Origin of the sequence: Pseudomonas sp. RL, from assembly GCF_000647775.1 — a bacterium.
In the GTDB taxonomy this organism is placed as follows: domain Bacteria; phylum Pseudomonadota; class Gammaproteobacteria; order Pseudomonadales; family Pseudomonadaceae; genus Serpens; species Serpens flexibilis.
This window is the reverse complement of sequence record NZ_JBOY01000062.1, coordinates 1-24046: the sequence shown is the minus strand read 5'-3', so window position 1 is coordinate 24046 and position 24046 is coordinate 1. Positions and strand designations below refer to the sequence as shown.

Genomic DNA, 24046 nt, shown 5'->3' with positions numbered 1-24046 from the left:
CAGCCCGCCAGACCGTCAGTGGATAGGGTGCCATGTCCGTAAAAGCGCAACAGCAATCTCGCCTGAAAGAGTTGATCGCCCGCGGCCGCGAGCAGGGTTATCTAACCTATGCCGAGGTCAACGACCACCTGCCGGAGGATATTTCCGATCCGGAACAGGTGGAAGACATCATCCGCATGATCAACGACATGGGGATCAACGTCTTCGAAACGGCCCCCGACGCGGACGCCCTCCTGCTGGCCGAAGCCGATACCGACGAAGCTGCCGCTGAGGAAGCGGCGGCCGCGCTGGCGGCTGTGGAAAGCGACATCGGCCGCACCACCGACCCTGTGCGCATGTACATGCGTGAGATGGGTACCGTGGAGCTGCTGACCCGCGAAGGCGAGATCGAGATCGCCAAGCGTATCGAGGAAGGCCTGCGCGAAGTGATGAGCGCCATTGCCCACTTCCCCGGCGCCGTCGACGGCATCCTCGCCGAGTACCAGCGCGTAGTCAGCGAAGGCGGCCGCCTGTCCGATGTTCTCAGCGGCTACATCGACCCGGATGACGGCACCCTGCCGGCCGAGGAAGTCGAGCCGGTCATCGTCAAGAGCGGAACCCCCGCCGCCAAGGACGACGAGGACGAGGAAGAAGAAAGCAGCGAGAGCAGCGACGACGAAACCGAGACCGATGGCGGTCCGGATCCGGAAGAAGCCGCCCGCCGCTTCAATGCCGTTGCCGAGCAACTGGCCGTCGCCAAGAAGGCTCTGGCCAAGCATGGCCGCAGCCATCCGACCAGCGTTGCAGAACTGCTCGCCCTGGCCGAGCTGTTCATGCCGATCAAGCTGGTGCCCAAGCAGTTCGACGCCCTGGTCGAGAAGGTGCGCAGCGCACTGGAGCGCGTGCGTCAGCAGGAACGCGCGATCATGCAGCTGTGCGTGCGCGACGCCCGCATGCCGCGTACCGATTTCCTCAAGCTGTTCCCGGGCAACGAGGTCGACCTCGACTGGAGCACCCAGATTGCCAAGGGCAAGGCCAAGTACGCCGAAGCCATTGGCAACCTGCAGGACGACATCAAGCGCAACCAGCAAGTGCTGATCGATCTGCAGAACGAGGTCGATCTGACCATCGCCGAGATCAAGGACGTCAACCGCCGCATGTCCATCGGCGAGGCCAAGGCCCGTCGCGCCAAGAAAGAAATGGTCGAGGCGAACCTGCGCCTGGTGATCTCCATCGCCAAGAAGTACACCAACCGCGGCCTGCAGTTCCTCGACCTGATCCAGGAAGGCAACATCGGCCTGATGAAGGCGGTGGACAAGTTCGAATACCGTCGCGGCTACAAGTTCTCGACCTACGCCACCTGGTGGATCCGCCAGGCGATCACCCGCTCGATCGCCGACCAGGCGCGCACCATCCGTATCCCGGTGCACATGATCGAGACGATCAACAAGCTCAACCGCATTTCCCGGCAGATGCTGCAGGAAATGGGTCGCGAGCCCACGCCGGAAGAGCTGGGCGAGCGCATGGAGATGCCCGAGGACAAGATCCGCAAGGTGCTGAAGATCGCCAAGGAACCGATCTCCATGGAAACCCCGATCGGTGATGACGAAGACTCGCACCTGGGCGACTTCATCGAGGACGCCACCATGCAGTCGCCCATCGAGGTGGCCACGGTGGAAAGCCTCAAGGAAGCGACCCGCGACGTGCTCTCCGGCCTTACCGCCCGCGAAGCCAAGGTGCTGCGCATGCGTTTTGGCATCGACATGAACACCGACCACACCCTCGAGGAAGTCGGCAAACAGTTCGATGTCACCCGCGAGCGGATTCGCCAGATCGAGGCCAAGGCGCTGCGCAAGCTGCGCCATCCGACCCGCAGCGAACACCTGCGCTCGTTCCTCGACGAGTGATCGACAAACCCCCGGCCCTGCCGGGGGTTTTCGTTTGTGGCTCAAGCAGTTGGCCCCGGGCGAGGCGACCGTTATACTCCGCCCCTCCTGCTGAGGGCCTGTAGCTCAGTCGGTTAGAGCAGAGGACTCATAATCCTTTGGTCCTGGGTTCGAGTCCCAGCGGGCCCACCATCTTCAAAGCCAGTTCACAGCCGCGCATCACCCCCACGCCCTGACCTCAAGCTGTAACCTGCGTCCTGTACATACGCTGCCAACATTCCTGGCAGCGCACGCAGTTATGAGCACGCTTACCGAACTGGCCCAGCAAATCGCCCAGCTTTACCCTCTCACCGACAAGTCCGCCGGCCGCCGCTATCGCATCGTCAGCCAGCTGGCCGGCCTCACCGAACTGGAGGACACCAGCGGCCGGCCCCGCTACGTCGCCTCGCGGCAGCTGCGGGACCGCAGTCGCTGGGATATGGCCAGCTAGAAGCCCCAGGTCAGCGACAGGTTGGCGCCATGCTGGCGCTCTTCGGCGTCGCGCAGCTGATAGGCCAGACGCACTTGGAAGGCCTGACCAATCTCGGTGGCCACGCCAAGGGTCGCCAGGGTGTGGTCGCGATGCGGAGTGTAGCCCTGCAGGCCGTAGTCGAAGCCGGGCACCGACACCAGCCCCATGTCGACCACCCGCGCTTCGTCCTCGGACTCCCGCTCCCAGGCCACCTCACCGAACAGCTCGGAACGGCTGCCAATGCCAATGCGCGCCTCCACCCCGACACCGGCGCGCTTGCTGTCCCGGGTCTGGTCGTCGTAGCGCAAGGCGCTGGAGCTGTCGCCGCGTTCCCGCCAGGCATCCATCTCCACCCGCGCATACTCGGCGCTGATGAACGGGCTGAACGACCAGGCCCCACGGCGCCCCAGGGCATAACCCAGACGCAGCGTGGCGCCGCCTACCGCACCGTCCGTCTCGCTCTTTTCCACCCGCTCGCTGATGCCCAGCGCGAAGCGCCGCTCCAGGTCGCGGTAGTCGAGCTTGCCGTAGGTCAGGCCGACATCGGCCCACAGCCGGCTGCGCTGGTACTGCAGGAAGGTGCTCAGCAGGTAGGCATCCAGCTTGTAGCTGGAGTCGCTCGGCGTTTCCAGGCGCTGATCCTGCAGGCCCAGCGAGAAGCCCCAACGCCAGGCGTCGGCCAGCCGGTAGCTGCTGCCGAGGGTGATGCCCAGGCCGTCGTTGTCCGCCTCGCTCACCGCGGCGCCCGACTCGAAATCGCGGCTGTGGCCGGTGGCCGCGACAAAGGTGTGCCAGTCACCCCGACGCTGCCAATCGCCACGCGCAGACTGCCACTCGTGACGCAGCTGCTGCTGATGGGACATCAGACCGCCCAGCGCAATCTCGGGCAGCAGGCTGATTTCCCACGGTGCGGAGAGGATCGAATGGATGTAGTCGGCATTGATGGCATGCACGGCGGTGGTGGGGTGCACGCCGTCGTAGAACATCAGCCGATCGGGATCAGCGGTCGGACTGGTGATACCCCAGGTGGGATCCATCTGGCACTGATTGCCGTTGAAGCAGACATCCGTCTGTACCACGGCGGGATCGAAGCCGAAGCGCGCCGGATCGGCGACCACCTCCGCCACCAGCCCACGTACGTTGAGGAGAATGACCGAAGCTCCCTGGGCAGCCAGCTGGTCGCGTAGCGACTGGTTGAAGGCAGCGGACAGACTGCTCCACTGGGCACGATCGCCGGACGCGGCGCCGGCAGGCGTCAGGCCCACGTCCGGCAGATCCGAGACAATGATGTAGCGCGCCCCGGCCTGGCGTAGCGCCGCGACCCCGGTCACCAGGTCGGCAGACGCGACCGCAGCGCTGGTGGCATCCACCACGCGCCCCTGGAACAGGTCGTTGCCACCGCCGTTGATCAGGAACAGGGTGTTGGGGTCGACCCTCGGCGTATCGACCAGGTAGCCGTCACGCTCGCGCAAGGTGACACCGGCGCGCTCCACCACCGAGCCATCGGGCTCGATGATCGAATCGAGGATGTTGTCGGTACGATAGCCGGCCACGGCATAGTTGGTGCCGTCGGGGTTGTCGTTGTTCTGCAGCGCCGGAGTGGACGGCAATGCCGCCAGGCCCAGACGTTGCGCCAGATACTGCGGCGCGACGGCGGCGAATGCCTCGTCTCGATTGTCGCGATAGGTGGGACCGGTGCGGTTGGTCATGCGCAGCCCGCCGATGGGCTCGACGCCATCCAACGGACCGAGCAGGTCCGGGAACTGTCCGCTGTCGCTCAGCGAATCGCCGAAGATCACCAGCTGGGAATAGGGGGAGGCCAGGGAAAGCGTGGGCAGGACCAGCAGCAGGCTGAGGCCCAGAGGGTGTCGGAAGGGCATGAAGCGACTCCTGTCAGGGTTGTCGGAACAACTTCCAGAGCGTTGTTCGTAACGCACTCACCCAGACTAGACCCTTGTTCGCCCCGCACAATTCATCCGACCCACCGGTGCGTCCCCGTCAGCCCGGCACGCCCAGCTCCGCAACAGGCTGCGCCTGCTGCACTCCCAGAAAGGCGCGTAGCGCATCCCGCCGCGCCATCGCATCCCGGTAGCCAAGCTCCATGAGTTCGTTGCAGTAGCCCGGCTCGAACAGCAGGTAACTGAGCACGCCGGCGCCACCCGCCTGGGTCGCGCCCGGCCCGCGCAGGAAGGTGCGCAGCGAGCGTGGCAGGGCCTTGCGGTGCCGCGCGGCGATGGGCTCCAGGGGCTGGCTGGGGTTGATCACCAGCACATCCACGTTGCGCAAGCCCAGCTGCCGCCTCTCGCGCCCAGGCGGCAGGATCTGCCCGATATGGTTGAGGCGCTCCAGCAGCTCGATGTCCGACTCCAGGTTGTCGACGAAGGTGCTGTTGAGCAGGTGCCCACCGATGCGCGCCAGGCTCGGCGGCTGGTTGCTGGCCGGGGCCGCGGCATCGTCCCGCTCCGGGTTGCTGCTTACCCCCACCACCAGGATGCGCGTGGCGCCCAGGTGCAGCGCCGGGCTGATCGGCGCCACCTGGCGCACCGCACCGTCGCCGTAGTACTCGTGGTTGAGACGCACCGGAGGGAATACCAGGGGAATCGCCGCACTGGCCAGCAGATGATCCGCGCCGAGGCGCGTCGGCACACCGACCCGCCGATGGCGGAACCAGGGATCGATCGCGCCCCACCCCTGGTAGAAGGTCACCGCATGGCCGGAATCGTAGCTGAACGCGGTGACCGCCACCGCCCGCAGGCTGCGCTGGCGGATCGCCGCGGCTATGCCATTGAAATCCATCTCCCGCTCGATCATGCCGCGCAGCGGGGAGCTGTCGAGCAGCGACAGGGGCTTGTCGCGGCGCATCCCGAGAAGGCCACGTCGCACGAAACGCCCGGCCTGCAGGAACAGGCCAGGCCAGTCGCTACGAAACACCTGATCGCAATGCAGGTTGTGCCAGACCGTGCGGATGCGCTCTACCGCCTCGCCAAACTGCAGCGCGCCACAGGCCAGCCCCACGGCGTTGATCGCCCCGGCCGAGGTACCGACGATGACCGGAAAGGGATTGTGCGTGGCATCGGGCAGCAGCTCGGCAATTGCCCTCAGCACGCCGGCCTGATATGCCGCGCGCGCGCCGCCACCGGACAGCACCAGGCCGGTGACGCCGGTGTCGTAGCTTCCTTCGCGTTCCATCTGAATCCGACCTGTGACTACCTGTTCCGGAGGCGGATTCTACGCACGAACGCAAGGGCTATGGCATTACGCCATGGTCGGCGTGACACTGCCGTCCCGACCGCCCCCTACCCCTAGTTGCCGCACCTCGACCAAAGTCCATAGCTAAAGGCCATCATGGCACGCTAGTCTCCGCGCTCCGGCCTGGAACGCCGGCCCTCCTGGCCAGACAAAAGGGAACGTCGATGTTGGCTGCACGTGTTCATTCGCCATGCCCGCTCAAGCGGTGCCTCGCTTTGCTGATCCCGCTGCTCTTCACTTCGCTGGCCACTGCCTCCCCGGCTCTGGTGGTCGCCAACTGGAACGACTATATCCATCCCGATCTGGTCGCCCAGTTCACCGCGGAAACCGGCATCCCGGTCGACTACCGCACCTTCGAAACCGATGAAGACGCCGATGCCTTGCTGCGTCAGGAGTTCCCGCCGGATGTGCTGGTGCCGGACAGTCATTACCTGCCAGGCCTGATCCGAGACGGCTTGCTGAAGCCCATCGCGGTACGCTCGCTGCCGATGTACGAAGACATCGATCCGCTGATCCTCAGCCGCTTGAGCAGCACCGATCCCGGTCGGCGCTACGCCATGCCCTATCTCTGGGGCCGCGTCGGCATCGTCATGGATCGCGAACGCGTCGCGCAGGCGCTCGGCCATGCGCCGGGAACCTCGTGGGGCCTGTTGCTCGATCCGCAAACCCTGGCGCGATTGTCCAGCTGTGGCGCGTCCATCCTGGATGCTCGGGCGGAGTTCTTCACCATCTGGATGAACTGGCGCGGCGCGCTGGCCGAGCGGCCTTCCGGGCGCGACCTGCATGCCTTCCAGCAAGCCCTGGTCGATCTGCGACCGCACCTGAACAAGGTGGATAACCTGGCCTATCTGGAGGACGTCCCTGCCGGTCGCCAGTGCATCGCCATGGCCTGGGAGGGCGATGCCCGCGCCATGCTCAGTGCGCATCCGCGCCTGGAGTTCTTCATCCCCGACGAGGGCAGTACCCTGTATGTCGATGCCCTGGTGGTGCCGGCCAAGTCGCGAATGGCCGAGCAGGCCTGGCGCTTCATCGAGTTCATGTCGCGGCCGGAGATCGCCTACCGCAATGCCGAGCATGTGCAGTACAACTCGCCGTACAAATCGGTGAACCGTCGCCTGGTGCGCGCCAAGGGCGACCAGGCGGGCTGGCGCAATCTGCGCCCGGTCGGCGCCGGCAAGTCGGTGAGCCTGCCGATCGGCGCGGGCGAGCGCCGGCAGGACGTGAGCGACTCCTGGGCTGCGTTCGTGGGCCAAAGCGAAGAAGGCCTGGCAGTGGGCGCGCGGGATTGAGTACTCGCGCAAAGTGGCGCGGCTTGCGCAGGGCATGGGGCATGGGGCATGGGCAAAACATCGCGCCTGAACGCCAGCGCCACGAAGATCCGCCCTTGCCAATAAGCATAAAAAAACCGCCGGTATCGCTACCGGCGGTTTTTCATTTCAGCCCTGGCCGAATCAGACCTTGCTGCGCTCGAAGCGCTTGCGGTCGTTTTCGTTCAGGTACTTCTTGCGCAGGCGGATCGACTTCGGCGTCACTTCCACCAGCTCGTCGTCGTCGATGAACTCCAGCGCCTGTTCCAGGCTGAACTTGATCGGCGGCACCAGGGCGATGACTTCGTCCTTGCCGGACGCACGCATGTTGTCGAGCTTCTTGCCCTTGGTGGGGTTGATCACCAGGTCGTTGTCGCGGCTGTTGATACCGCACAGCTGGCCTTCGTAGATCTCCTGGCCGGGCTCGAGGAACAGCTTGCCGCGGGCCTGCAGGGTTTCCAGCGAGTAGGTCAGCGCGGTACCGGTAGCCATGGAAACCAGTACGCCATTCTGGCGGTTGGTCACTTCGCCGGCCTTGATCGGACCGTAGTGGCTGAAGGTCGAGGTCAGGATGCCGGTGCCCGAAGTCAGGGTCAGGAAGTTATTGCGGAAGCCGATCAGGCCACGCGCCGGGATGGTGTACTCCAGGCGAACACGGCCCTTGCCGTCGGGCATCATGTTGGTCAGATCGCCCTTGCGCAGGCCCATCTGTTCCATCACCGGGCCCTGGTGCTGCTCTTCGATGTCGATGGTGACGTTCTCGTAGGGCTCCTGCTTTTCGCCGGCCTCGTTCTCGATGATCACCACTTCCGGACGGCCAACGGCCAGTTCGAAGCCTTCACGGCGCATGGTTTCGATCAGCACCGACAGGTGCAGTTCGCCGCGACCGGAAACCTTGAACTTCTCGGGAGAATCACCCGGCTCGACGCGCAGCGCCACGTTGTGCAGCAGTTCCTTCTCCAGGCGATCCTTGATGTTGCGGCTGGTGACGAACTTGCCTTCCTTGCCGGCGAACGGCGAGTCGTTGACCTGGAAGGTCATGCTCACGGTCGGCTGGTCGACGGTCAGCGGCGGCAGTGCCTCGACGTTGTTGATGTCGCACAGGGTGTCGGAGATGAACAGCTCTTCCATGCCGGACACACAGACGATGTCACCGGCCTCGGCTTCCGGTACCTCCACACGCTGCAGACCGGAGTGACCCATGATCTTCAGGATGCGGCCCTGGCGCTTCTTGCCGTCGGCGCCGATGGCGACCACCGGGGTGTTGGCCTTGATCTTGCCGCGCTTGATGCGGCCTACGCCGATCACGCCGAGGAAGCTGTTGTAGTCCAGCTGGGAGATCTGCATCTGGAACGGGCCGTCCAGGTCGACCTGGGGCGCCGGCACGTGGTCGACGATGGCCTGGAACAGGGGGTCCATGTTGTCTGCCAGGTTCTCATGGTCCAGACCGGCGATGCCGTTCAGGGCGCTGGCGTAGACGATCGGGAAGTCCAGCTGTTCGTCGGTGGCGCCCAGGTTGTCGAACAGGTCGAAGATCTGGTCCACAACCCAGTCCGGACGCGCGCCGGGCCGGTCGATCTTGTTGACCACCACGATCGGGCGCAGGCCGGCCTTGAAGGCCTTCTGGGTCACGAAGCGGGTCTGCGGCATGGGGCCGTCCTGGGCGTCGACCACCAGCAGCACGGAATCCACCATGGACATCACGCGCTCGACTTCACCGCCGAAGTCGGCGTGGCCGGGGGTGTCCACGATGTTGATGTTGTAGTCATTCCATTTCAGCGCGGTGTTCTTGGCCAGGATGGTGATGCCACGTTCCTTTTCCTGGTCGTTGCTGTCCATGACGCGCTCGTTTTCCAGCTCCTTGCGGTCCAGGGTACCGGACAGGCGCAGCAGCTTGTCGACGAGGGTGGTCTTGCCATGGTCGACGTGGGCGATGATGGCGATGTTGCGGAGTTTTTCGATCACGGTTCTATCTCGATGTAAACGGCGGGCAGGCGGCCCCCCGTCTGAAGGCGTTCCCCCCGCTCGACATGAGCGGAGGCCAGATCAACAGGGTTCAGGACAGGTCGGGAGGGCGGTGGCGAATGCTGCCACCGAACAGGCCCGGCTGCTTAGGCCGGACGGTAAACGCGCACATTGGCATGCCCCTCGCTGAGCAGGTGGTGGGCATGCAGGCGGCTCATCACGCCGCGATCGCAATACAGCAGGTACTGGCGATTGGCGTCGAGATCCTTGAACTGGCTGTTGACGGCATAGAACGGCATGGCCCTGACTTCGACGCCCGGCAACTGCAGGGGTTCGTCCTCGGCGGCATCCGGGTGGCGGATGTCCAGCACGATCTGCCCGGGCAGCGCTTCGCGGACCTCCTCCACGGGCACATCCTGGCCGAGTTCGTCGATGACCTTGTCGATGGCCACGAAACGGGCGCGCTCGACGGCCCGTTCGAGGATGGCCATATCGAACTGGCTTTCCTCGTATTCGACCCGGCTGCGCTTGGCACGGGTGGTCGGGTTCACCGAGATCACGCCGCAGTATTCGGGCATGTGCTTGGCGAACTCGGCGGTGCCGATGCGCGTGGCGGTGTCGATGATGTCCTGCTTGTGCGCGGCGATCAGCGGGCGCAGCACCAGGGTGTCGGTGACCGAATCGATCACCGACAGGTTCGGCAGCGTCTGGCTGGACACCTGGGAAATCGCCTCGCCGGTCACCAACGCGTCGATGTGCAGGTTCTCGGCCACCTGGCTGGCGGCGCGCAGCATCATGCGCTTAAGCACCACGCCCATCTGGCTGTTGTCGACCTTGCCGAGGATCTCGCCGACCACTTCCTCGAATGGCACGCTGACGAACAGCACGCGGTGCGAGCGGCCGAATTTTTCCCACAGGTAGTGGGCGACTTCCATCACCCCCAGCTCGTGGGCGCGGCCGCCGAGGTTGAAGAAGCAGAAGTGGCTGAGCATGCCGCGGCGCATCATCTGGTAGGCGGCCACGGTGGAATCGAAGCCACCGGACATCAGCACCACCACCTGCTCCACCGAGCCCAGCGGGTAACCGCCCAGGCCTTCGTGCTGCGCATGGATGATCAGCAAACGGTCGTAGCGCACCTCGAAGCGCACCTCGACGTCAGGATGCTTCAGGTCGATACCCGCCGCGCCGCACTCGCGGCGCAGGCGGCTGCCCACATGGCTGGCCAGCTCCACCGAAGTGAAATCGTGGGTATTGCCGGCACGCTTGCAGCGCACGGCGAACTGCTTGCCGGCCAGCTGATCGCCATAGTGCTCGCGGCACTTCTCGAAGACGTCGTCGAAGTCCACATAAGGGTATTCATGCACTTCGAGGAAATGCGCGATGCCCGGCATGTTGCGCAGGCGCTCGAACATGGCCTGGTGCACACGGCGATCCTGGACGGCGGTGATCACGTCCAGGTTGTCCCACTCGCCTTCGACGCTGAGGGCCGGATCCAGGTCCTTCAGCACCGCGCGGATATTCTTGGCCAGCTGCCGGATGAACTGCTTGCGCACCGGACGGCTCTTGATGGTGATTTCCGCGAAGGGCTTGACGATGAGTTTCATGAAGAACGCTGGCGGGAAGGGCCGAAAAAGAGGGGCGCGGAGTATACCGGAAATTGCTCACCCCTTGATCAAGAATTCGCAAGGGCCCATGGGCCGCACCAATTTGCGCCGGACCTTTACTGGGCGCACCAGCTTGGTGCGTTTATCGTGCGTGCGCAGGCGCGGAAAGCGCATCAGAACCGCGCCACCCGCCAACTCCGGTGCATTCGGGTGCGCTGGCACACTAATTGCTCCCTTGTGAGGCAGGTTGCCCTGACGGATGATCCCGCCCCGGCATCACCTATCCCCTGGGGCGTCAGCCTGGTTGGCGAACCCCCAGATCGATCCCCCTGGAGGACACCATGTCGAAGTCGCTTCAACTGATCAAAGAACACGATGTGAAGTGGATTGACCTGCGCTTCACCGATACCAAAGGCAAGCAGCAGCACCTGACCATGCCGGCCCGCGACGCGGATGACGACTTCTTCGAGCATGGCAAGATGTTCGACGGTTCCTCCGTCGCCGGCTGGAAGGGCATCGAGGCCTCGGACATGATCCTCCTGCCCGACGACAGCACCGCCGTGCTCGACCCCTTCACCGAAGAACCGACCCTGATCCTGGTCTGCGACATCATCGAGCCGAGCACCATGCAGAGCTACGATCGCGACCCGCGCGCCATCGCCCGCCGCGCCGAGGAATACCTGAAGTCCACCGGCATCGGCGACACCGTCTTCGTCGGTCCGGAGCCCGAGTTCTTCATCTTCGACGAAGTGAAGTTCAAGTCCGACATCTCTGGCTCGATGTTCAAGATCTTCTCCGAGCAGGCTTCCTGGAACACCGACGCCGACATCGAAGGCGGCAACAAGGGCCACCGTCCGGGCGTGAAGGGCGGCTACTTCCCGGTACCGCCGGTCGACCACGACCACGAAATCCGTACTGCCATGTGCAACGCCCTGGAAGAAATGGGCCTGGTCGTCGAGGTGCACCACCACGAAGTGGCCACTGCCGGTCAGAACGAAATCGGCGTGAAGTTCAACACCCTGGTCGCCAAGGCTGACGAAGTGCAGACCCTGAAGTACTGCGTGCACAACGTCGCCGATGCCTACGGCAAGACCGTGACCTTCATGCCCAAGCCCCTGTATGGCGACAACGGCTCCGGCATGCACGTGCACATGTCCATCTCCAAGGATGGCAAGAACACCTTCGCGGGCGAAGGCTATGCCGGCCTGTCCGAGACCGCCCTGTACTTCATCGGCGGCATCATCAAGCACGGCAAGGCCCTGAACGGCTTCACCAACCCGTCGACCAACTCCTACAAGCGTCTGGTCCCGGGCTTCGAAGCCCCGGTCATGCTGGCCTACTCGGCCCGCAACCGTTCCGCTTCCATCCGTATCCCGTACGTCACCAGCCCGAAGGCCCGCCGCATCGAGGCGCGCTTCCCGGACCCGGCGGCCAACCCCTACCTGTGCTTCGCCGCCCTGCTGATGGCCGGCCTGGACGGTATCCAGAACAAGATCCACCCCGGCGACGCCGCCGACAAGAACCTGTATGACCTGCCGCCGGAAGAATCCAAGCAGATCCCGCAGGTGTGCGGCAGCCTGAAGGAAGCCCTGGAAGAGCTGGACAAGGGCCGCGCCTTCCTGACCAAGGGCGGTGTGTTCTCCGACGACTTCATCGATGCCTACATCGAGCTGAAGTCCGAGGAAGAGATCAAGGTGCGCACCTTCGTGCACCCGCTGGAATACGACCTGTACTACAGCGTCTGATCGCCTCCCCGGCATGACGAACCCCCGCCCGGCCCTGCCGCGCGGGGGTTTGTTTTATCTCCACCACATTCCGCGCCGGGCGTCCTTGCCAGTCCCGCCTGCCGGTGCAAGGCTTGTCCCGAATCCGTGGAGATGCCCCATGCGCCTGTTCACCGCCTGCCTGCTCGGCCTGCTGGCCGCACCGGCCGCCGCCGAGATCTACCGCTACACCGACGCACAGGGCCGCACGGTGTTCAGCGACCGCCCGCCGCAAGGGCAGCCCGCCCAGCGCGTTGAACCGTCGCCCCTCACCCCCATCGCCCCACCTGCGCCGAGCACACCCGCCGAGCGCCCCGCCCTGCCGACAACCCAGCGCTACGCACGGCTGGAGATCACCAACCTGCCGGATGACGAGGCACTGCGCGCCAACAACGGCACCTTCGATGTCGAGGTCGCCGTGGAGCCACCGCTGTCCCGGGGACACAGTCTGCGCCTGCTGCTGGATGGCAATCCGCACGGCCCCGCGACTCAGGGCACGCCCCTGACAGTCCGCCAGGCCGACCGCGGCACCCACAGCCTGGTGGTGCAGGTGCTGGACGCCCGCGGCCGGCCGATTCAGCAAAGCGATGCACTGACCTTCACGGTGCAGCGCATCAGCGTGAACAGCCCGGCGCGACCAGCCCCGCCTCGTCCGACCCCAAACCGGCCCGCCCCCTGATGCGTCACACTCTCTGGTTACTGGCCCTGCTGCCCGGGATCACCCTGGCCCAGGTGTACAGCTATCGCGACGCCAGCGGCGCCCTGATGTTCAGCGACCGCCCGCCCCACGATGGCGCACAACCGCTGGCCCCGCGTCCCATCAACCGGATGCCCGCGCTGTCCGCACCCGCAGCGCCCACCACGACACCCAACCTGGTGCGCACGCAGCAACGCTCGCCCTATCGGCACCTGGCCATCCTTTCCCCGCGCCCGGACGCCGCCCATCCCGACGTTTCCGGCGACCTGCGGGTGGAACTGGGCAGCGAGCCGCCGCTGCTGCCCGGCCATGCCTATCGGCTGATGCTCGATGGTCAGCCGCAGTCCGGCCTGCAGCTGCGCAACCTGGACCGCGGCAGCCATCGACTGGTCGCACAGATCATCGATGAAACGGAACGCGTGCTGGCCGCCAGCGCCGAACAGATCGTCCATATCCAGCGCCCCTCGCTGATCCAAAAGCGCCGACTGCGGCCCTGCGCGGCGGATGGCGAGGATCGCAAGCGCCCCGAATGCAATCCCCGCCATCTCCCGCCGACGAAACCCGCACCATAAACAGGCATCGCGCACCATCGTGGTGCATGATTATTCGCGACCTGACCGGCGATGCACATCCATCAGGCTTGCCGGCGCCGATTTGCGCCCTTTTCGGGCCTGCTGGTTTGCTTCTTGCATTTTTACGAGGCCTCGAACGAGATAAGCGATCGCCATGTCCAACGACGCCCCACACCGGCTGCTGCTCGACAACCTGAACACCGCCACGCTTCTGCTGGACGAACGGCTGTGCCTGGAATACATGAACCCGGCCGCCGAGATGCTACTGGCCGTCAGTGGGCAGCGCAGCCATGGGCAGTTCATCAGCGAGCTCTTCACCGAATCGCCGGAAGCGCTGGGCGCCCTGCGCCAGGCGGTCGAACAGGCGCACCCGTTCACCAAGCGCGAGGCCACCCTGGTCACCCTCGGCGGCCAGCCGCTGACCGTCGACTACGCTGTCACGCCCATCGTCGAGCACGGTCGCAACCGCCTGCTAGTGGAAGTACACCCGCGGGATCGCCTGCTGCGCATCACCAAGGAAGAGGCGCAGCAATCCCAGCTGGAGACCTCGCGGATGCTGGTGCGCGGCCTCGCCCACGAGATCAAGAACCCGCTGGGCGGCATTCGCGGCGCGGCGCAGCTGCTGGCCCGCGAGCTGCCCGACGAGGCGCTGCGTGACTACACCAACGTGATCATTGAAGAGGCCGATCGACTGCGCAATCTGGTGGACCGCATGCTCGGCACCAACAAGCTGCCGCAGCTGCGCCCGGCCAACATCCACGAGGTGCTGGAACGCGTCGCCAGCCTGGTCGAGGCGGAAAGCCAGGGACGCGTGCCGCTGCTGCGCGACTACGACCCGAGCATTCCCGAGGTGCTGATCGATCAGGAGCAGATGATCCAGGCGGTGCTCAACATCGCCCGCAACGCCCTGCAGGCCCTCGGCGATAGCCGCCAGCCGGCGCCGCAGATCACCCTGCGCAGCCGCGCCCTGCGCCAGTTCACCATCGGCCACCAGCGCCACCGCCTGGCGGTGCGCATCGAGATCATCGACAACGGCCCGGGCATTCCGCCCGAGCTTCAGGAAACCATCTTCTACCCCATGGTCAGTGGCCGCCCGGACGGCACCGGCCTGGGCCTGGCCATCGCCCAGAGCATCATCAGTCAGCACCAGGGATTGGTGGAATGCGAGAGCCAGCCCGGGCATACCGTGTTTTCCATCAGCCTGCCGCTGGAACAAGGAGCAGCCCCCTCATGAGCCACAGCGAAACCGTCTGGATCGTCGACGACGACCGCTCCATCCGCTGGGTACTGGAAAAGGCCCTGCAACAGGGCGGCCTGACCACCCAGAGCTTCGACAGCGCCGACAGCCTGCTTGGCCGGCTCAGCCGCCAACAGCCGGACGTGATCATTTCCGACATCCGCATGCCGGGCACCAGCGGCCTGGAAATGCTCGCGCAGATCCGCCGCCAGCATCCGCGCCTGCCGGTCATCGTGATGACCGCCCACTCTGACCTCGACAGCGCGGTGGCCTCCTACCAGGGGGGCGCCTTCGAGTACCTGCCCAAGCCGTTCGACGTGGACGAGGCCGTATCGCTGGTCAAGCGCGCCAGCCTGCACGCCCGCGAGCAACAGAGCCAGGCCGCTCCGGCCGTACAGCCGCATACCCCGGAAATCATCGGCGAGGCGCCAGCGATGCAGGAGGTGTTCCGCGCCATCGGCCGCCTGTCGCAGTCCAACATCACCGTGCTGATCAACGGCGAATCGGGTACCGGCAAGGAGCTGGTAGCGCATGCGTTGCACCGCCACAGTCCGCGCGCCCATTCGCCGTTCATCGCCCTCAACATGGCCGCGATTCCCAAGGACCTGATGGAGTCCGAGCTGTTCGGCCACGAGAAGGGCGCCTTCACCGGCGCCGCCAACCAGCGCCGCGGCCGGTTCGAGCAAGCCGATGGCGGAACGCTGTTCCTCGACGAGATCGGCGATATGCCTGCCGACACCCAGACCCGCCTGCTGCGCGTGTTGGCCGATGGCGAGTTCTACCGGGTCGGCGGCCACACGCCGGTCAAGGTGGATGTGCGCATCATCGCCGCCACCCACCAGGACCTGGAAACCCTGGTCCGAGAAGGCAAGTTCCGCGAGGACCTGTTCCACCGCCTGAACGTCATCCGCATCCACATCCCGCGCCTGGCCGACCGCCGCGAGGACATTCCAACGCTGGCCCGGCACTTCCTGGCGCGCGCAGCCCGCGAACTGTCCGTGGAGCCCAAGCTGCTCAAGCCGGACACCGAGGAGTACCTGAGCAACCTGCCATGGCCCGGCAACGTGCGCCAGCTGGAGAACACCTGCCGCTGGATCACCGTGATGGCCTCCGGTCGCGAGGTGCACGTCGATGAGCTGCCGCCTGAGCTGCTCAGCCAGAACCAGGAGCCGCAGCCCGCTGGCAACTGGGAACAGGGTCTGCGCCTGTGGGCCGACCAGGCGCTGGCGCGCGGCCAGAGCAACCTGCTGGATGTCGCCGTGCCAGTGTTCGAGCGCATCATGATCGAGACCGCCCTCAAGCACACCGCCGGCCGCCGCCGCGACGCCGCACTGCTGCTCGGCTGGGGCCGCAACACTCTCACGCGCAAGATCAAGGAACTGGGCATGAACGTCGCCGGCGGCGACGAGGATGACGCGGACGAGGTCTAGGCTCGTGCGAACTTTGCTTTTGTAGGAGCGACTTCAGTCGCAAGCTTCTGGCTGCGGCCCGCCTCAAAAACATCGCGGCCAAGCCGCTCCTGCGGATGCCCCGCCGTATCCCCTGTGGGGCCGGCTTTACGCCGGCCGACGCTCGTAGGTGCGAGATGCGGGCCTCGCCGGCCGGCGTAAAGCCGGTCCCACAGGTCCACAGCAGGGCGCCATTCCCCGCGCCATGCACCCAAAGCGTGCGAAGCCATTTCTGTCTGAACCAACAACCCGGCGCCATTCGCGCATCCAGCGCCGATGCCAGCTGTCACGAAACTGGCACATTCTCTGCTTAATATCCTGCGTCAGTTTCTGGGGACCTCGGTACTAGGCAGGCCGGGACTCCCCCTTTTATTCCGCACCAGCGAGGCGCAACTCCAGGCGCCACTGGCCGCCGCGCGCCTCGCCCCGCCACTCGGCCCGCAGCGGCCGGGTGGCGACGAACGACAGCAGCAGCGCCGAATCCGCCATTCGCAACCGCCAGCGCACTTCGCCCTGGTCCAGCGCCAGGCGTCCTGCCTGGGCAGCGCCCTGGGCGTCGTCCAGCTGCACCAGCAACGCACCATCCAGCGTTTGCAGACGCGGCGCCAGCGGCTCGCGATCGAACCACAGCACCAGCCCATTCGGCGCTTCGCGCACCTCCAGCAGGTAGGCCGGTCCCGGGTTAAGCCATTTGCCGAGCATCAGACCGACCAGCAGCCCGGTGGCCGCCAGGCCGAGCAGAAAGCGCGGCCAGACCCGCCGCCGCGGATCCACATCGGCGCTAGAATGCGCACCTTCCTCGCGTCCCGAGTCCTGCATGTTCCACGTCATCCTGTTCCAGCCGGAGATTCCACCCAACACCGGCAACATTATCAGGCTGTGCGCCAACAGCGGCAGCCACCTGCATCTGATCGAGCCCCTGGGTTTCGAGACCGACGACAAGCGCCTGCGGCGCGCCGGCCTCGACTACCACGAGTTCGCCACGCTCAAGCGTTACCCCGACCTGCAGCGCTGCCTCGACAGCCTCGGGCTGACGCTCGGCGCGCCTGCCCAGCCGGATGCGCCGCGCCTCTATGCCTTCACCACCAAGGGCTCGCAGCCGTTCCATGCGGTGCAGTACCGACCCGGTGATGCCTTTCTGTTCGGACCGGAAAGTCGCGGGCTGCCCCCGGAAATCCGCGAAGCCCTGCCGCCCGAACAGCGCGTGCGCCTGCCCATGCGCCCGGGCTGCCGCAGCCTCAACCTGTCCAACACCGTGGCGGTGACGGTCTATGAGGCCTGGCGCCAGCAGGGCTTTGCCGGCGGCGAATGAAGGTGCCGTGCCGGCCCACTGCCGCCGGGGCATAAACGAAAAAAGCGCCCACAGGCGCTTTTTTCTTCAGCGAAACCCTTACTGCTGGGTCGCACCCTGGGCTTCGGCGTTTACCCGCGCCATTTCCTGCGCGTACAGGGCGTCGAAGTTCACCGGCGCCAGCATCAGGGCCGGGAACGAGCCGCGGGTCACCAGGCTGTCCAGCGCCTCGCGGGCGTAGGGGAACAGGATGTTCGGGCAGAAGGCGCCCAGGGTGTGGCTCATGGACGGTGCGTCCAGGCCCTTGATCAGGAAGATCCCGCCCTGCTGCACTTCGGCGATGAAGGCCGTTTCCTCGCCGGTCTTCACGGTCACGGAGAGGGTTAGCACCACTTCGTGGAAATCGTTGTCCAGGGTCTTGGTGCGGGTGTTGAGGTCCAGCTGAACGCTCGGGTTCCATTCCTGGCGGAAGATCTCCGGGCTCTTCGGGGCTTCGAAGGACAGGTCCTTGACGTAGATGCGCTGCAGGGAGAACTGCGGAGTTGCTTGTTCGGTCATTGGCTGAGCCTTGTTGTCATTGAGGTTGAGCGAGCAGCGCGTCCAGACGGCCGGCGCGCTCCAGCGCATGAAGATCGTCGCAACCACCCACGTGCTGCTCACCGATCCAGATCTGCGGCACCGAGGTGCGGCCGGCCCGGGCGGCCATTTCCGCGCGCAGGCTCGGGTTGCCATCCACGGCGATCTCCTTGAAGGCCACGCCCTTGCGCTGCAGCAGTTGCTTGGCGCGGATGCAGTAGGGGCACCAGGCGGTGGTATAGATCACCACGTCGTTCATGTCATTTCACCACGGGCAGGTTATCGCCACGCCAGCTGCCCATGCCGCCCGCCAGCTTGGCCACGGTGAACCCGGCCTTTTTCAGCTGGGCGCACGCCGGACCGGCCGTCTGGCCCATGGCGCACACGACGATCAGGGTCTTGTCCTTGTGCTTCTCCAGCTCGACCATGCGGGTGGCCAGCTTGTCGTAGGGGATGTGCACGGCGCCGACGATATGGCCGGCGTCGAAGTCCTTCTTGGCGCGGATATCCAGCACCAGGCCCTGGTCGCTGTTGACCAGCGACGTCAGCTCGCGGTTGCTCAGGCTGCGGCCGCCCTTGTTCAGCTCGTTGAAGGCAAACAGGATCAGCAGCACGACCAGCAGGGTGCTCAGTACATAGTGGTTAGAGACGAATTCAATCAGCTGCGCAAGCATCTACAGGTTCCCGGACGGTAAAATGCCGGCAGTATACACAGGGCCCCTGGCGGGCGGCACCCTGCCCCTGCCGTGACGCAGCGCGCTACAGCGCTTAGAATCCCCGCCCTTCGCATCCACGTGCAGCCGCCGAGCGAGTCGACCCATGCCTACGCCCAAACCCCTGGTTCTGATGATTCTGGATGGCTTCGGCCACAGCGATCGCCCCGAGTACAACGCCATCCACGCGGCCAGCACGCCGGTCTACGACCGTCTGCGTGCCACCCAGCCGCATGGGCTGATTTCCGGCTCGGGCATGGACGTGGGCCTGCCGGACGGCCAGATGGGCAACTCCGAGGTCGGCCACATGAACCTGGGCGCCGGCCGGGTCGTCTATCAGGACTTCACCCGCGTCACCAAGGCGATCCGCGACGGCGAGTTTTTCGAGAACCCAGCCATCTGCACCGCCGTGGACAAGGCGGTGACCGCCGGCAAGGCAGTGCACATCATGGGCCTGCTCTCCGATGGCGGCGTGCACAGCCACCAGGACCATCTGGTCGCCATGGTCGAGCTGGCCGCCCGCCGCGGCGCCCAGCACATCTATCTGCACGCCTTCCTCGACGGTCGCGACACCCCGCCACGCAGCGCGCAGCCGTCCATCGAGCTGCTCGACGCCACCTTTGCGCGCCTGGGCAAAGGCCGCATCGCCAGCCTGATCGGCCGCTACTACGCCATGGACCGCGACAATCGCTGGGACCGCGTGGAGCAAGCCTACAACCTGATCGTCGACGGCCAGGGCCAGTTCCAGGCCGCCAGCGCCGTGGCCGGTCTGGAAGCCGCCTACGCCCGCGAGGAGAGCGACGAGTTCGTCAAGGCCACCGTGATTGGCGCACCGGTGCGCGTGGAAGATGGCGACGCCGTGGTGTTCATGAACTTCCGCGCCGACCGCGCCCGCGAGCTCACCCGCGCCTTCGTCGAGAAGGACTTTGCCGGCTTCGCCCGCGCCCGCGTGCCGCAACTGGCGGGCTACGTGATGCTCACCCAGTACGCCGCCAGCATCGACGCGCCGAGTGCCTTCGCGCCGGAGCCGCTGACCAACGTGCTGGGCGAGTACCTGGCCAACCAGGGCAAGACCCAGCTGCGCATCGCCGAGACCGAGAAGTACGCCCATGTGACCTTCTTCTTCTCCGGCGGCCGCGAGGAACCCTTCCCCGGCGAAGAGCGCATCCTGATCCCCTCGCCGAACGTCGCCACCTACGACCTGCAGCCGCAGATGAGCGCGCCGGAAGTCACCGACCGGATCGTCGACGCCATCGAGCACCAGCGCTACGACGTGATCATCGTCAACTACGCCAACGGCGACATGGTCGGTCACACCGGCGTGTTCGAGGCGGCGGTCAAGGCGGTGGAATGCCTGGATGAATGCATGGGCCGCATCGTCGCCGCACTGGACAAGGTCGGCGGCGAAGCGCTGATCACCGCCGACCACGGCAACGTCGAGCAGATGGAAGACGAAGTCACCGGCCAGGCGCACACCGCCCACACCTGCGAGCCGGTGCCCTTCATTTATGTCGGCAAGCGCAACGTCAGCATCCGCGCAGGCGGCGTATTGGCCGACGTGGCGCCGACCATGCTGAAACTGCTGGGCCTGCCGCAGCCCAAGGAAATGACCGGCACCAGCATCATCGAACTGCACTAAGCTGGAAGGCCGAGGGGGATTGCCCCCTCGGCCCGCTACGTCGCCGGCTTGCCGCTCAGGCTGCGTTTGCAGGCATACTTGACGCCCCAGATCCAGGTGCCGTGTCCTCCATGTTCCGAGCCCTTTTCCTTGCCCTTCTGACCTGCCTCGCGCCGCCCGCTGGCGCCGATTCCAAGGTGCAGACCGAGCAGCAGCTGGAAGCCGCCCGTAAGGAAGTGCTGGAGCTGAAGAAAATGCTCGAGCAGTTGCAGCGGGAAAAATCCCAGGTGCAGCAACAACTGCGCCAGACGGAAACCGAGGCGGGCGCGCTGGAGAAGCAGATCCGCGACCTGCGCCGCGAAGCCGGCGACAACCAGAAGCAGCTTGATGACCTCGAGCGGCAGAAAAAAAAAATCGATGAATCGCGCCGCGAACAGCAACGACTGATCGGCCAGCAGGCCCGCTCGCTGTACCAGAGCGGTGGCGCCGAACCCCTCAAGCTGCTGCTCAACCAGCAGGATCCCGCCACCTTCTCCCGCACCCTGACCTATTACGAGTACCTGAACCGGGCACGCCTGGAGCAGCTGGCCGACTACGCCCGCACCCGCGAACAGCTGGGCGAGCTGGAGCGCCAGCGCACTGTCCACAGCGAGGCCCTGGCCCGCAAGCAGCAGGCGCTGGGCGAGCGCCAGGCGCGCCTGGCCGAGGTGCGCAAGGAACGCCAGCAGGTGCTGGCGCGTCTGAACCGCGACAGCGCCAACCGCGCCGACCGCCTGCAGGAACGCCAGCGTGAACAGGCCGAGCTGCAGCAGGTGCTCAAAACCATCGAGGAAACCCTGGCCCGCCAGGCCCGTGAACGCGAGGCGGAAGCCGCGCGTCAGCGGCAGCTTGCCGAGCAGCGCCGCCAGGCACCCGCCGACGAGGCGCCCTGGCTGAGCAATACCGCGGTGCGCTATTACGGCGGCCCCTTCGGACAGGCCCAGGGCAAGTTGCCCTGGCCGGTGGAAGGAAGACTGATCGCCCGTTTCGGCGCGCCACGCGGTGAGGACTCGCGCACCACCTGGGACGGCGTACTGATCGGCGCATCGGCCGGCCAGCCGGTGCGCGCCGTGCACGGCGGCAAGGTGGTATTCGCCGAATGGCTGCGCGGCGCCGGCCTGCTGCTGATCCTCGACCACGGCGGCGGCTACCTGAGCCTCTACGGCCACAACCAGGCGCTGCTCAAGGAGGCCGGCGACATCGTTGCCGCCGGTGATACCATCGCCACCGTCGGCAGCAGTGGCGGGCAGAGCGTTCCCGCGCTGTACTTCGCCATTCGCCAGCAAGGTCGCCCGAGCGACCCGGCCCAGTGGTGCCGCGCGCAAGGCTGAGCGCGCCATCCCGCAAACCTGGAGTTTCCCCATGCAGCAGCGCCCCATTTTCCGCACTACTACACAGAGCCTGGCCCTGTGCCTGGCGCTGGCAGCAGGGGGAGCCCACGCGCAGAGCAGCGCACCCACCGATCCGTCCACCAGCACGGCCGCCCGCGCGCAGTTGCCGCTGGACGACTTGCGCACCTTCGCCGAGGTCCTCGACCGCATCAAGAGCGCCTACGTCGAGCCGGTGGACGACAAGACCCTGCTGGAAAACGCCATCCGCGGCATGCTCAGCAACCTGGACCCGCACTCCGCCTATCTGGACCCGCAGGCCTTCCAGGAATTGCAGGAAAGCACCAGCGGCGAATTCGGCGGACTGGGCATCGAAGTGGGCATGGAGGACGGCTTCATCCGCGTCGTCTCGCCCATCGACGACACTCCCGCGTCGCGCGCCGGCATCGAGGCGGGCGACCTGATCGTGCGCATCGATGGCCAGCCGACCAAGGGCATGAGCATGCAGGAAGCCGTGGACATGATGCGTGGCAAGCCCGGCAGCAAGGTGGAGCTGACCATCGTGCGCGAAGGCGGCCAGCCGTTCGACGTGACGCTGACCCGCGCGGTCATCAAGGTGCAGAGCGTGCGCACCGAGGTGCTCGAGGACGGTTACGGCTACCTGCGCATCACCCAGTTCCAGGTCAACACCGGCGCGGAAGTCGGCAAGGCCCTGGCCAGCCTGCGCAAGGACAACAAGGCGCCCCTGAAAGGCCTGGTGATGGACCTGCGCAACAACCCCGGCGGCGTGCTGCAGGCGGCGGTGGAAGTCGCCGACCATTTCATGACGAAAGGGCTGATCGTCTACACCCAGGGTCGCATCGCCAACTCCGAGCTGCGCTTCTCGGCCGACCCGGCCGATGCCAGCCAGGGCGTGCCGCTGGTGGTGCTGATCAACGGTGGCAGCGCCTCGGCCGCCGAGATCGTCGCCGGCGCCCTGCAGGACAGCCGCCGCGCCGTGGTGATGGGCACCGACAGCTTCGGCAAGGGCTCGGTGCAGACCGTTCTGCCGCTCAACAACGACCGCGCCCTGAAGCTCACCACCGCGCTGTACTACACCCCCAACGGACGCTCAATCCAGGCCCAGGGCATCGTGCCCGACATCGAGGTACAGCGTGCGCGCCTGACCCGCGAGGACGAAATGGCCGGCGTGAAGGAAGCCGATCTGGCCGGTCACCTGGGCAACGGCAATGGCGGCGCAGACCGTCCCAGCAACGGCAAGGCCGTCCGCACACCACGCCCGCAGGATGAGGATTACCAGCTGGGTCAGGCGCTGAATCTGCTCAAGGGGCTGAATATCACCCGCGGTCAGTGATGGGCGGCCTGTTGCGGCGGCCGTGGCGGCCGATACAGAGGCAATTCCGTCACGAATGAGGTTTCCTATGCCTTGGCGCGCGTTGTGTGTCGCGCTCGGCCTGCTGTTCGCGGCCGTTACCCAGGCAGCACAGCCGGTGCGCCTGAGCCTGATCATCGATGACCTGGGCCATGACCCGGAGCGCGACCGGCGCGTGCTGGCTCTGCCCGGCCCGGTCGCCCTGGCCATACTGCCGGACGCGCCGCACGCGACCAGCCTGGCCCGCGATGCCCACCGCGCCGGGCGCACGGTGATGCTGCACATGCCCATGGCCCCCGCCGACGGCGCCTTCGCGTGGCTGCCCAACCAACCGCCCTTCGTCTGGCTGGAGCGCCTGGAGGCGGCACTGCGCGAAGTGCCGCATGCCAGCGGGCTGAACAACCACATGGGCAGCCGCATGACGGCCGATGACGCCGCCATGCAGGTGCTCATGCCGGAACTGCAGCGCCGCCACCTGTTCTTCGTTGACAGCCGTACCACGCCGAAGACCGTGGCGGCAGCCAACGCCCAGCGCATTGCGCTGGCCAGTCTGTCCCGCGATCTGTTTCTGGATCACGACAGCCGCCCGGAAGCAGTCGCCGCCGCCTTCCAGCGCGGCCTCGACATCGCCCGCCGCGAGGGCTCCGTGGTCATGATCGGCCACCCGCACGCCAGCACCCTGGCGGTGCTGGAACGCGAGCTGCCCAAACTGGCCGCCCAGGGCATCGACTGGATCGACGTGCCGCCGATGATTGCCCTGCGCGGCAACCAGGCCATGCCGGCGCATGGGCGCAACGGCCAGTATCGGTAGGATTGAGGTAGAAAAGGGCGTCCAGGGGACGTAGATACCGTCTTGCTCCCTACCGCGCAAGCGCCAGTTTGGGGTCGAAG

At 66.0% G+C, this 24046-nt stretch carries 21 protein-coding genes and 1 tRNA gene; 14 read left to right on the top strand and 8 right to left on the bottom strand.

The genetic code is table 11. The annotated features are described in order from the left end of the window. The first annotated feature begins 32 nt into the window (after positions 1–32). The 3 genes from rpoD to AS93_RS0110765 all read left to right on the top strand — a co-directional run bounded on the left by rpoD (position 33) and on the right by AS93_RS0110765 (position 2355). The gene (rpoD, locus tag AS93_RS0110775) at positions 33–1886 is read left to right on the top strand and encodes an RNA polymerase sigma factor RpoD (protein WP_027590622.1); all 1854 of its coding nucleotides are present in this window, start codon (positions 33–35) and stop codon (positions 1884–1886) included. 94 nt (positions 1887–1980) lie between these two features. Next, positions 1981–2057 (top strand) — tRNA-Ile (locus tag AS93_RS0110770). Positions 2058–2163: 106 nt separating this feature from the next. Further along, positions 2164–2355 carry a hypothetical protein gene (locus AS93_RS0110765; protein ID WP_027590621.1) on the top strand — a complete coding sequence of 64 codons (192 nt, stop codon included), beginning with the start codon at positions 2164–2166 and terminating at the stop codon, positions 2353–2355. Here the strand turns inward: AS93_RS0110765 and AS93_RS0110760 are convergent. Together AS93_RS0110760 and AS93_RS0110755 are read right to left on the bottom strand one after the other, a co-directional pair. After that, positions 2352–4256, bottom strand: a complete 1905-nt coding sequence (locus AS93_RS0110760; protein ID WP_027590620.1) for an autotransporter domain-containing SGNH/GDSL hydrolase family protein — start codon at positions 4254–4256, stop codon at positions 2352–2354. The genes AS93_RS0110765 and AS93_RS0110760 overlap by 4 nt on opposite strands. Positions 4257–4374: 118 nt before the next feature. Beyond that, positions 4375–5565 (bottom strand): patatin-like phospholipase family protein, encoded by a 1191-nt coding sequence (locus AS93_RS0110755; RefSeq protein ID WP_027590619.1) that lies wholly within the window; start codon positions 5563–5565, stop codon positions 4375–4377. A 275-nt stretch (positions 5566–5840) separates the two neighbouring features. Between AS93_RS0110755 and AS93_RS19190 the strand changes: the two genes are divergently transcribed. After that, positions 5841–6914, top strand: a complete 1074-nt coding sequence (locus AS93_RS19190; RefSeq protein WP_051587444.1) for an extracellular solute-binding protein — start codon at positions 5841–5843, stop codon at positions 6912–6914. A 162-nt stretch (positions 6915–7076) separates the two neighbouring features. On the opposite strand, the gene typA is transcribed toward AS93_RS19190, so the two are convergent. Both typA and thiI read right to left on the bottom strand, forming a co-directional pair. After that, positions 7077–8897 carry a translational GTPase TypA gene (gene typA / locus AS93_RS0110745; protein WP_027590618.1) on the bottom strand — a complete coding sequence of 607 codons (1821 nt, stop codon included), beginning with the start codon at positions 8895–8897 and terminating at the stop codon, positions 7077–7079. Between the two features lie 146 nt (positions 8898–9043). Continuing rightward, a complete protein-coding gene (gene thiI / locus AS93_RS0110740) occupies positions 9044–10501 on the bottom strand; it encodes a tRNA uracil 4-sulfurtransferase ThiI (protein WP_027590617.1) in 1458 nt (485 codons plus the stop codon). Between the two features lie 341 nt (positions 10502–10842). Between thiI and glnA the strand changes: the two genes are divergently transcribed. From glnA to ntrC, 5 genes are all read left to right on the top strand, one after another. Then, a complete protein-coding gene (gene glnA, locus AS93_RS0110735) occupies positions 10843–12246 on the top strand; it encodes a glutamate--ammonia ligase (protein ID WP_027590616.1) in 1404 nt (467 codons plus the stop codon). Positions 12247–12385: 139 nt separating this feature from the next. Next, entirely contained in the window at positions 12386–12943 is a 558-nt protein-coding gene (locus AS93_RS0110730; RefSeq protein WP_027590615.1) for a DUF4124 domain-containing protein, read from the top strand. Further along, positions 12943–13533 (top strand): DUF4124 domain-containing protein, encoded by a 591-nt coding sequence (locus AS93_RS19185; protein WP_051587443.1) that lies wholly within the window; start codon positions 12943–12945, stop codon positions 13531–13533. Before AS93_RS0110730 ends, AS93_RS19185 begins: the two co-directional genes overlap by 1 nt. A gap of 154 nt (positions 13534–13687) precedes the next feature. Continuing rightward, complete coding sequence (gene glnL / locus AS93_RS0110720) at positions 13688–14767, top strand: nitrogen regulation protein NR(II) (RefSeq protein WP_027590614.1); 1080 nt, start codon at positions 13688–13690, stop codon at positions 14765–14767. Next, a complete protein-coding gene (ntrC, locus tag AS93_RS0110715; RefSeq protein ID WP_027590613.1) occupies positions 14764–16200 on the top strand; it encodes a nitrogen regulation protein NR(I) in 1437 nt (478 codons plus the stop codon). The genes glnL and ntrC overlap by 4 nt, the downstream gene beginning before the upstream one ends. A 387-nt stretch (positions 16201–16587) precedes the next feature. Here the strand turns inward: ntrC and AS93_RS0110710 are convergent, their stop codons facing one another. Further along, positions 16588–17037 (bottom strand): hypothetical protein, encoded by a 450-nt coding sequence (locus AS93_RS0110710; RefSeq protein WP_027590612.1) that lies wholly within the window; start codon positions 17035–17037, stop codon positions 16588–16590. Between AS93_RS0110710 and AS93_RS0110705 the strand changes: the two genes are divergently transcribed. Next, positions 17036–17530: a tRNA (cytidine(34)-2'-O)-methyltransferase gene (locus AS93_RS0110705; protein WP_027590611.1), complete on the top strand. Its 495-nt coding sequence runs from the start codon at positions 17036–17038 to the stop codon at positions 17528–17530. The two genes, AS93_RS0110710 and AS93_RS0110705, sit on opposite strands and share 2 nt — an antisense overlap. A 78-nt stretch (positions 17531–17608) precedes the next feature. On the opposite strand, the gene secB is transcribed toward AS93_RS0110705, so the two are convergent. The 3 genes from secB to AS93_RS0110690 are packed head-to-tail and all read right to left on the bottom strand — an operon-like array spanning position 17609 to position 18759. Next, the gene (gene secB, locus AS93_RS0110700; protein WP_256214736.1) at positions 17609–18136 is read right to left on the bottom strand and encodes a protein-export chaperone SecB; all 528 of its coding nucleotides are present in this window, start codon (positions 18134–18136) and stop codon (positions 17609–17611) included. After that, positions 18084–18344 (bottom strand): glutaredoxin 3, encoded by a 261-nt coding sequence (gene grxC / locus AS93_RS0110695; protein WP_027590609.1) that lies wholly within the window; start codon positions 18342–18344, stop codon positions 18084–18086. Before grxC ends, secB begins: the two co-directional genes overlap by 53 nt. A 1-nt stretch (position 18345) precedes the next feature. Next, positions 18346–18759 carry a rhodanese-like domain-containing protein gene (locus AS93_RS0110690; protein WP_027590608.1) on the bottom strand — a complete coding sequence of 138 codons (414 nt, stop codon included), beginning with the start codon at positions 18757–18759 and terminating at the stop codon, positions 18346–18348. Positions 18760–18904: 145 nt separating this feature from the next. Between AS93_RS0110690 and gpmI the strand changes: the two genes are divergently transcribed. From gpmI to AS93_RS0110670, 4 genes are all read left to right on the top strand, one after another. Then, on the top strand, positions 18905–20437 hold the full coding sequence (gene gpmI, locus AS93_RS0110685; RefSeq protein WP_027590607.1) for a 2,3-bisphosphoglycerate-independent phosphoglycerate mutase: 1533 nt from the start codon (positions 18905–18907) through the stop codon (positions 20435–20437). Positions 20438–20547: 110 nt separating this feature from the next. Continuing rightward, positions 20548–21786 carry a peptidoglycan DD-metalloendopeptidase family protein gene (locus AS93_RS0110680; protein WP_027590606.1) on the top strand — a complete coding sequence of 413 codons (1239 nt, stop codon included), beginning with the start codon at positions 20548–20550 and terminating at the stop codon, positions 21784–21786. 31 nt (positions 21787–21817) lie between these two features. Then, positions 21818–23137: a S41 family peptidase gene (locus AS93_RS0110675; protein ID WP_027590605.1), complete on the top strand. Its 1320-nt coding sequence runs from the start codon at positions 21818–21820 to the stop codon at positions 23135–23137. 67 nt (positions 23138–23204) lie between these two features. After that, positions 23205–23966: a divergent polysaccharide deacetylase family protein gene (locus AS93_RS0110670; RefSeq protein WP_155956142.1), complete on the top strand. Its 762-nt coding sequence runs from the start codon at positions 23205–23207 to the stop codon at positions 23964–23966. The last annotated feature ends 80 nt before the right edge of the window (positions 23967–24046 follow it).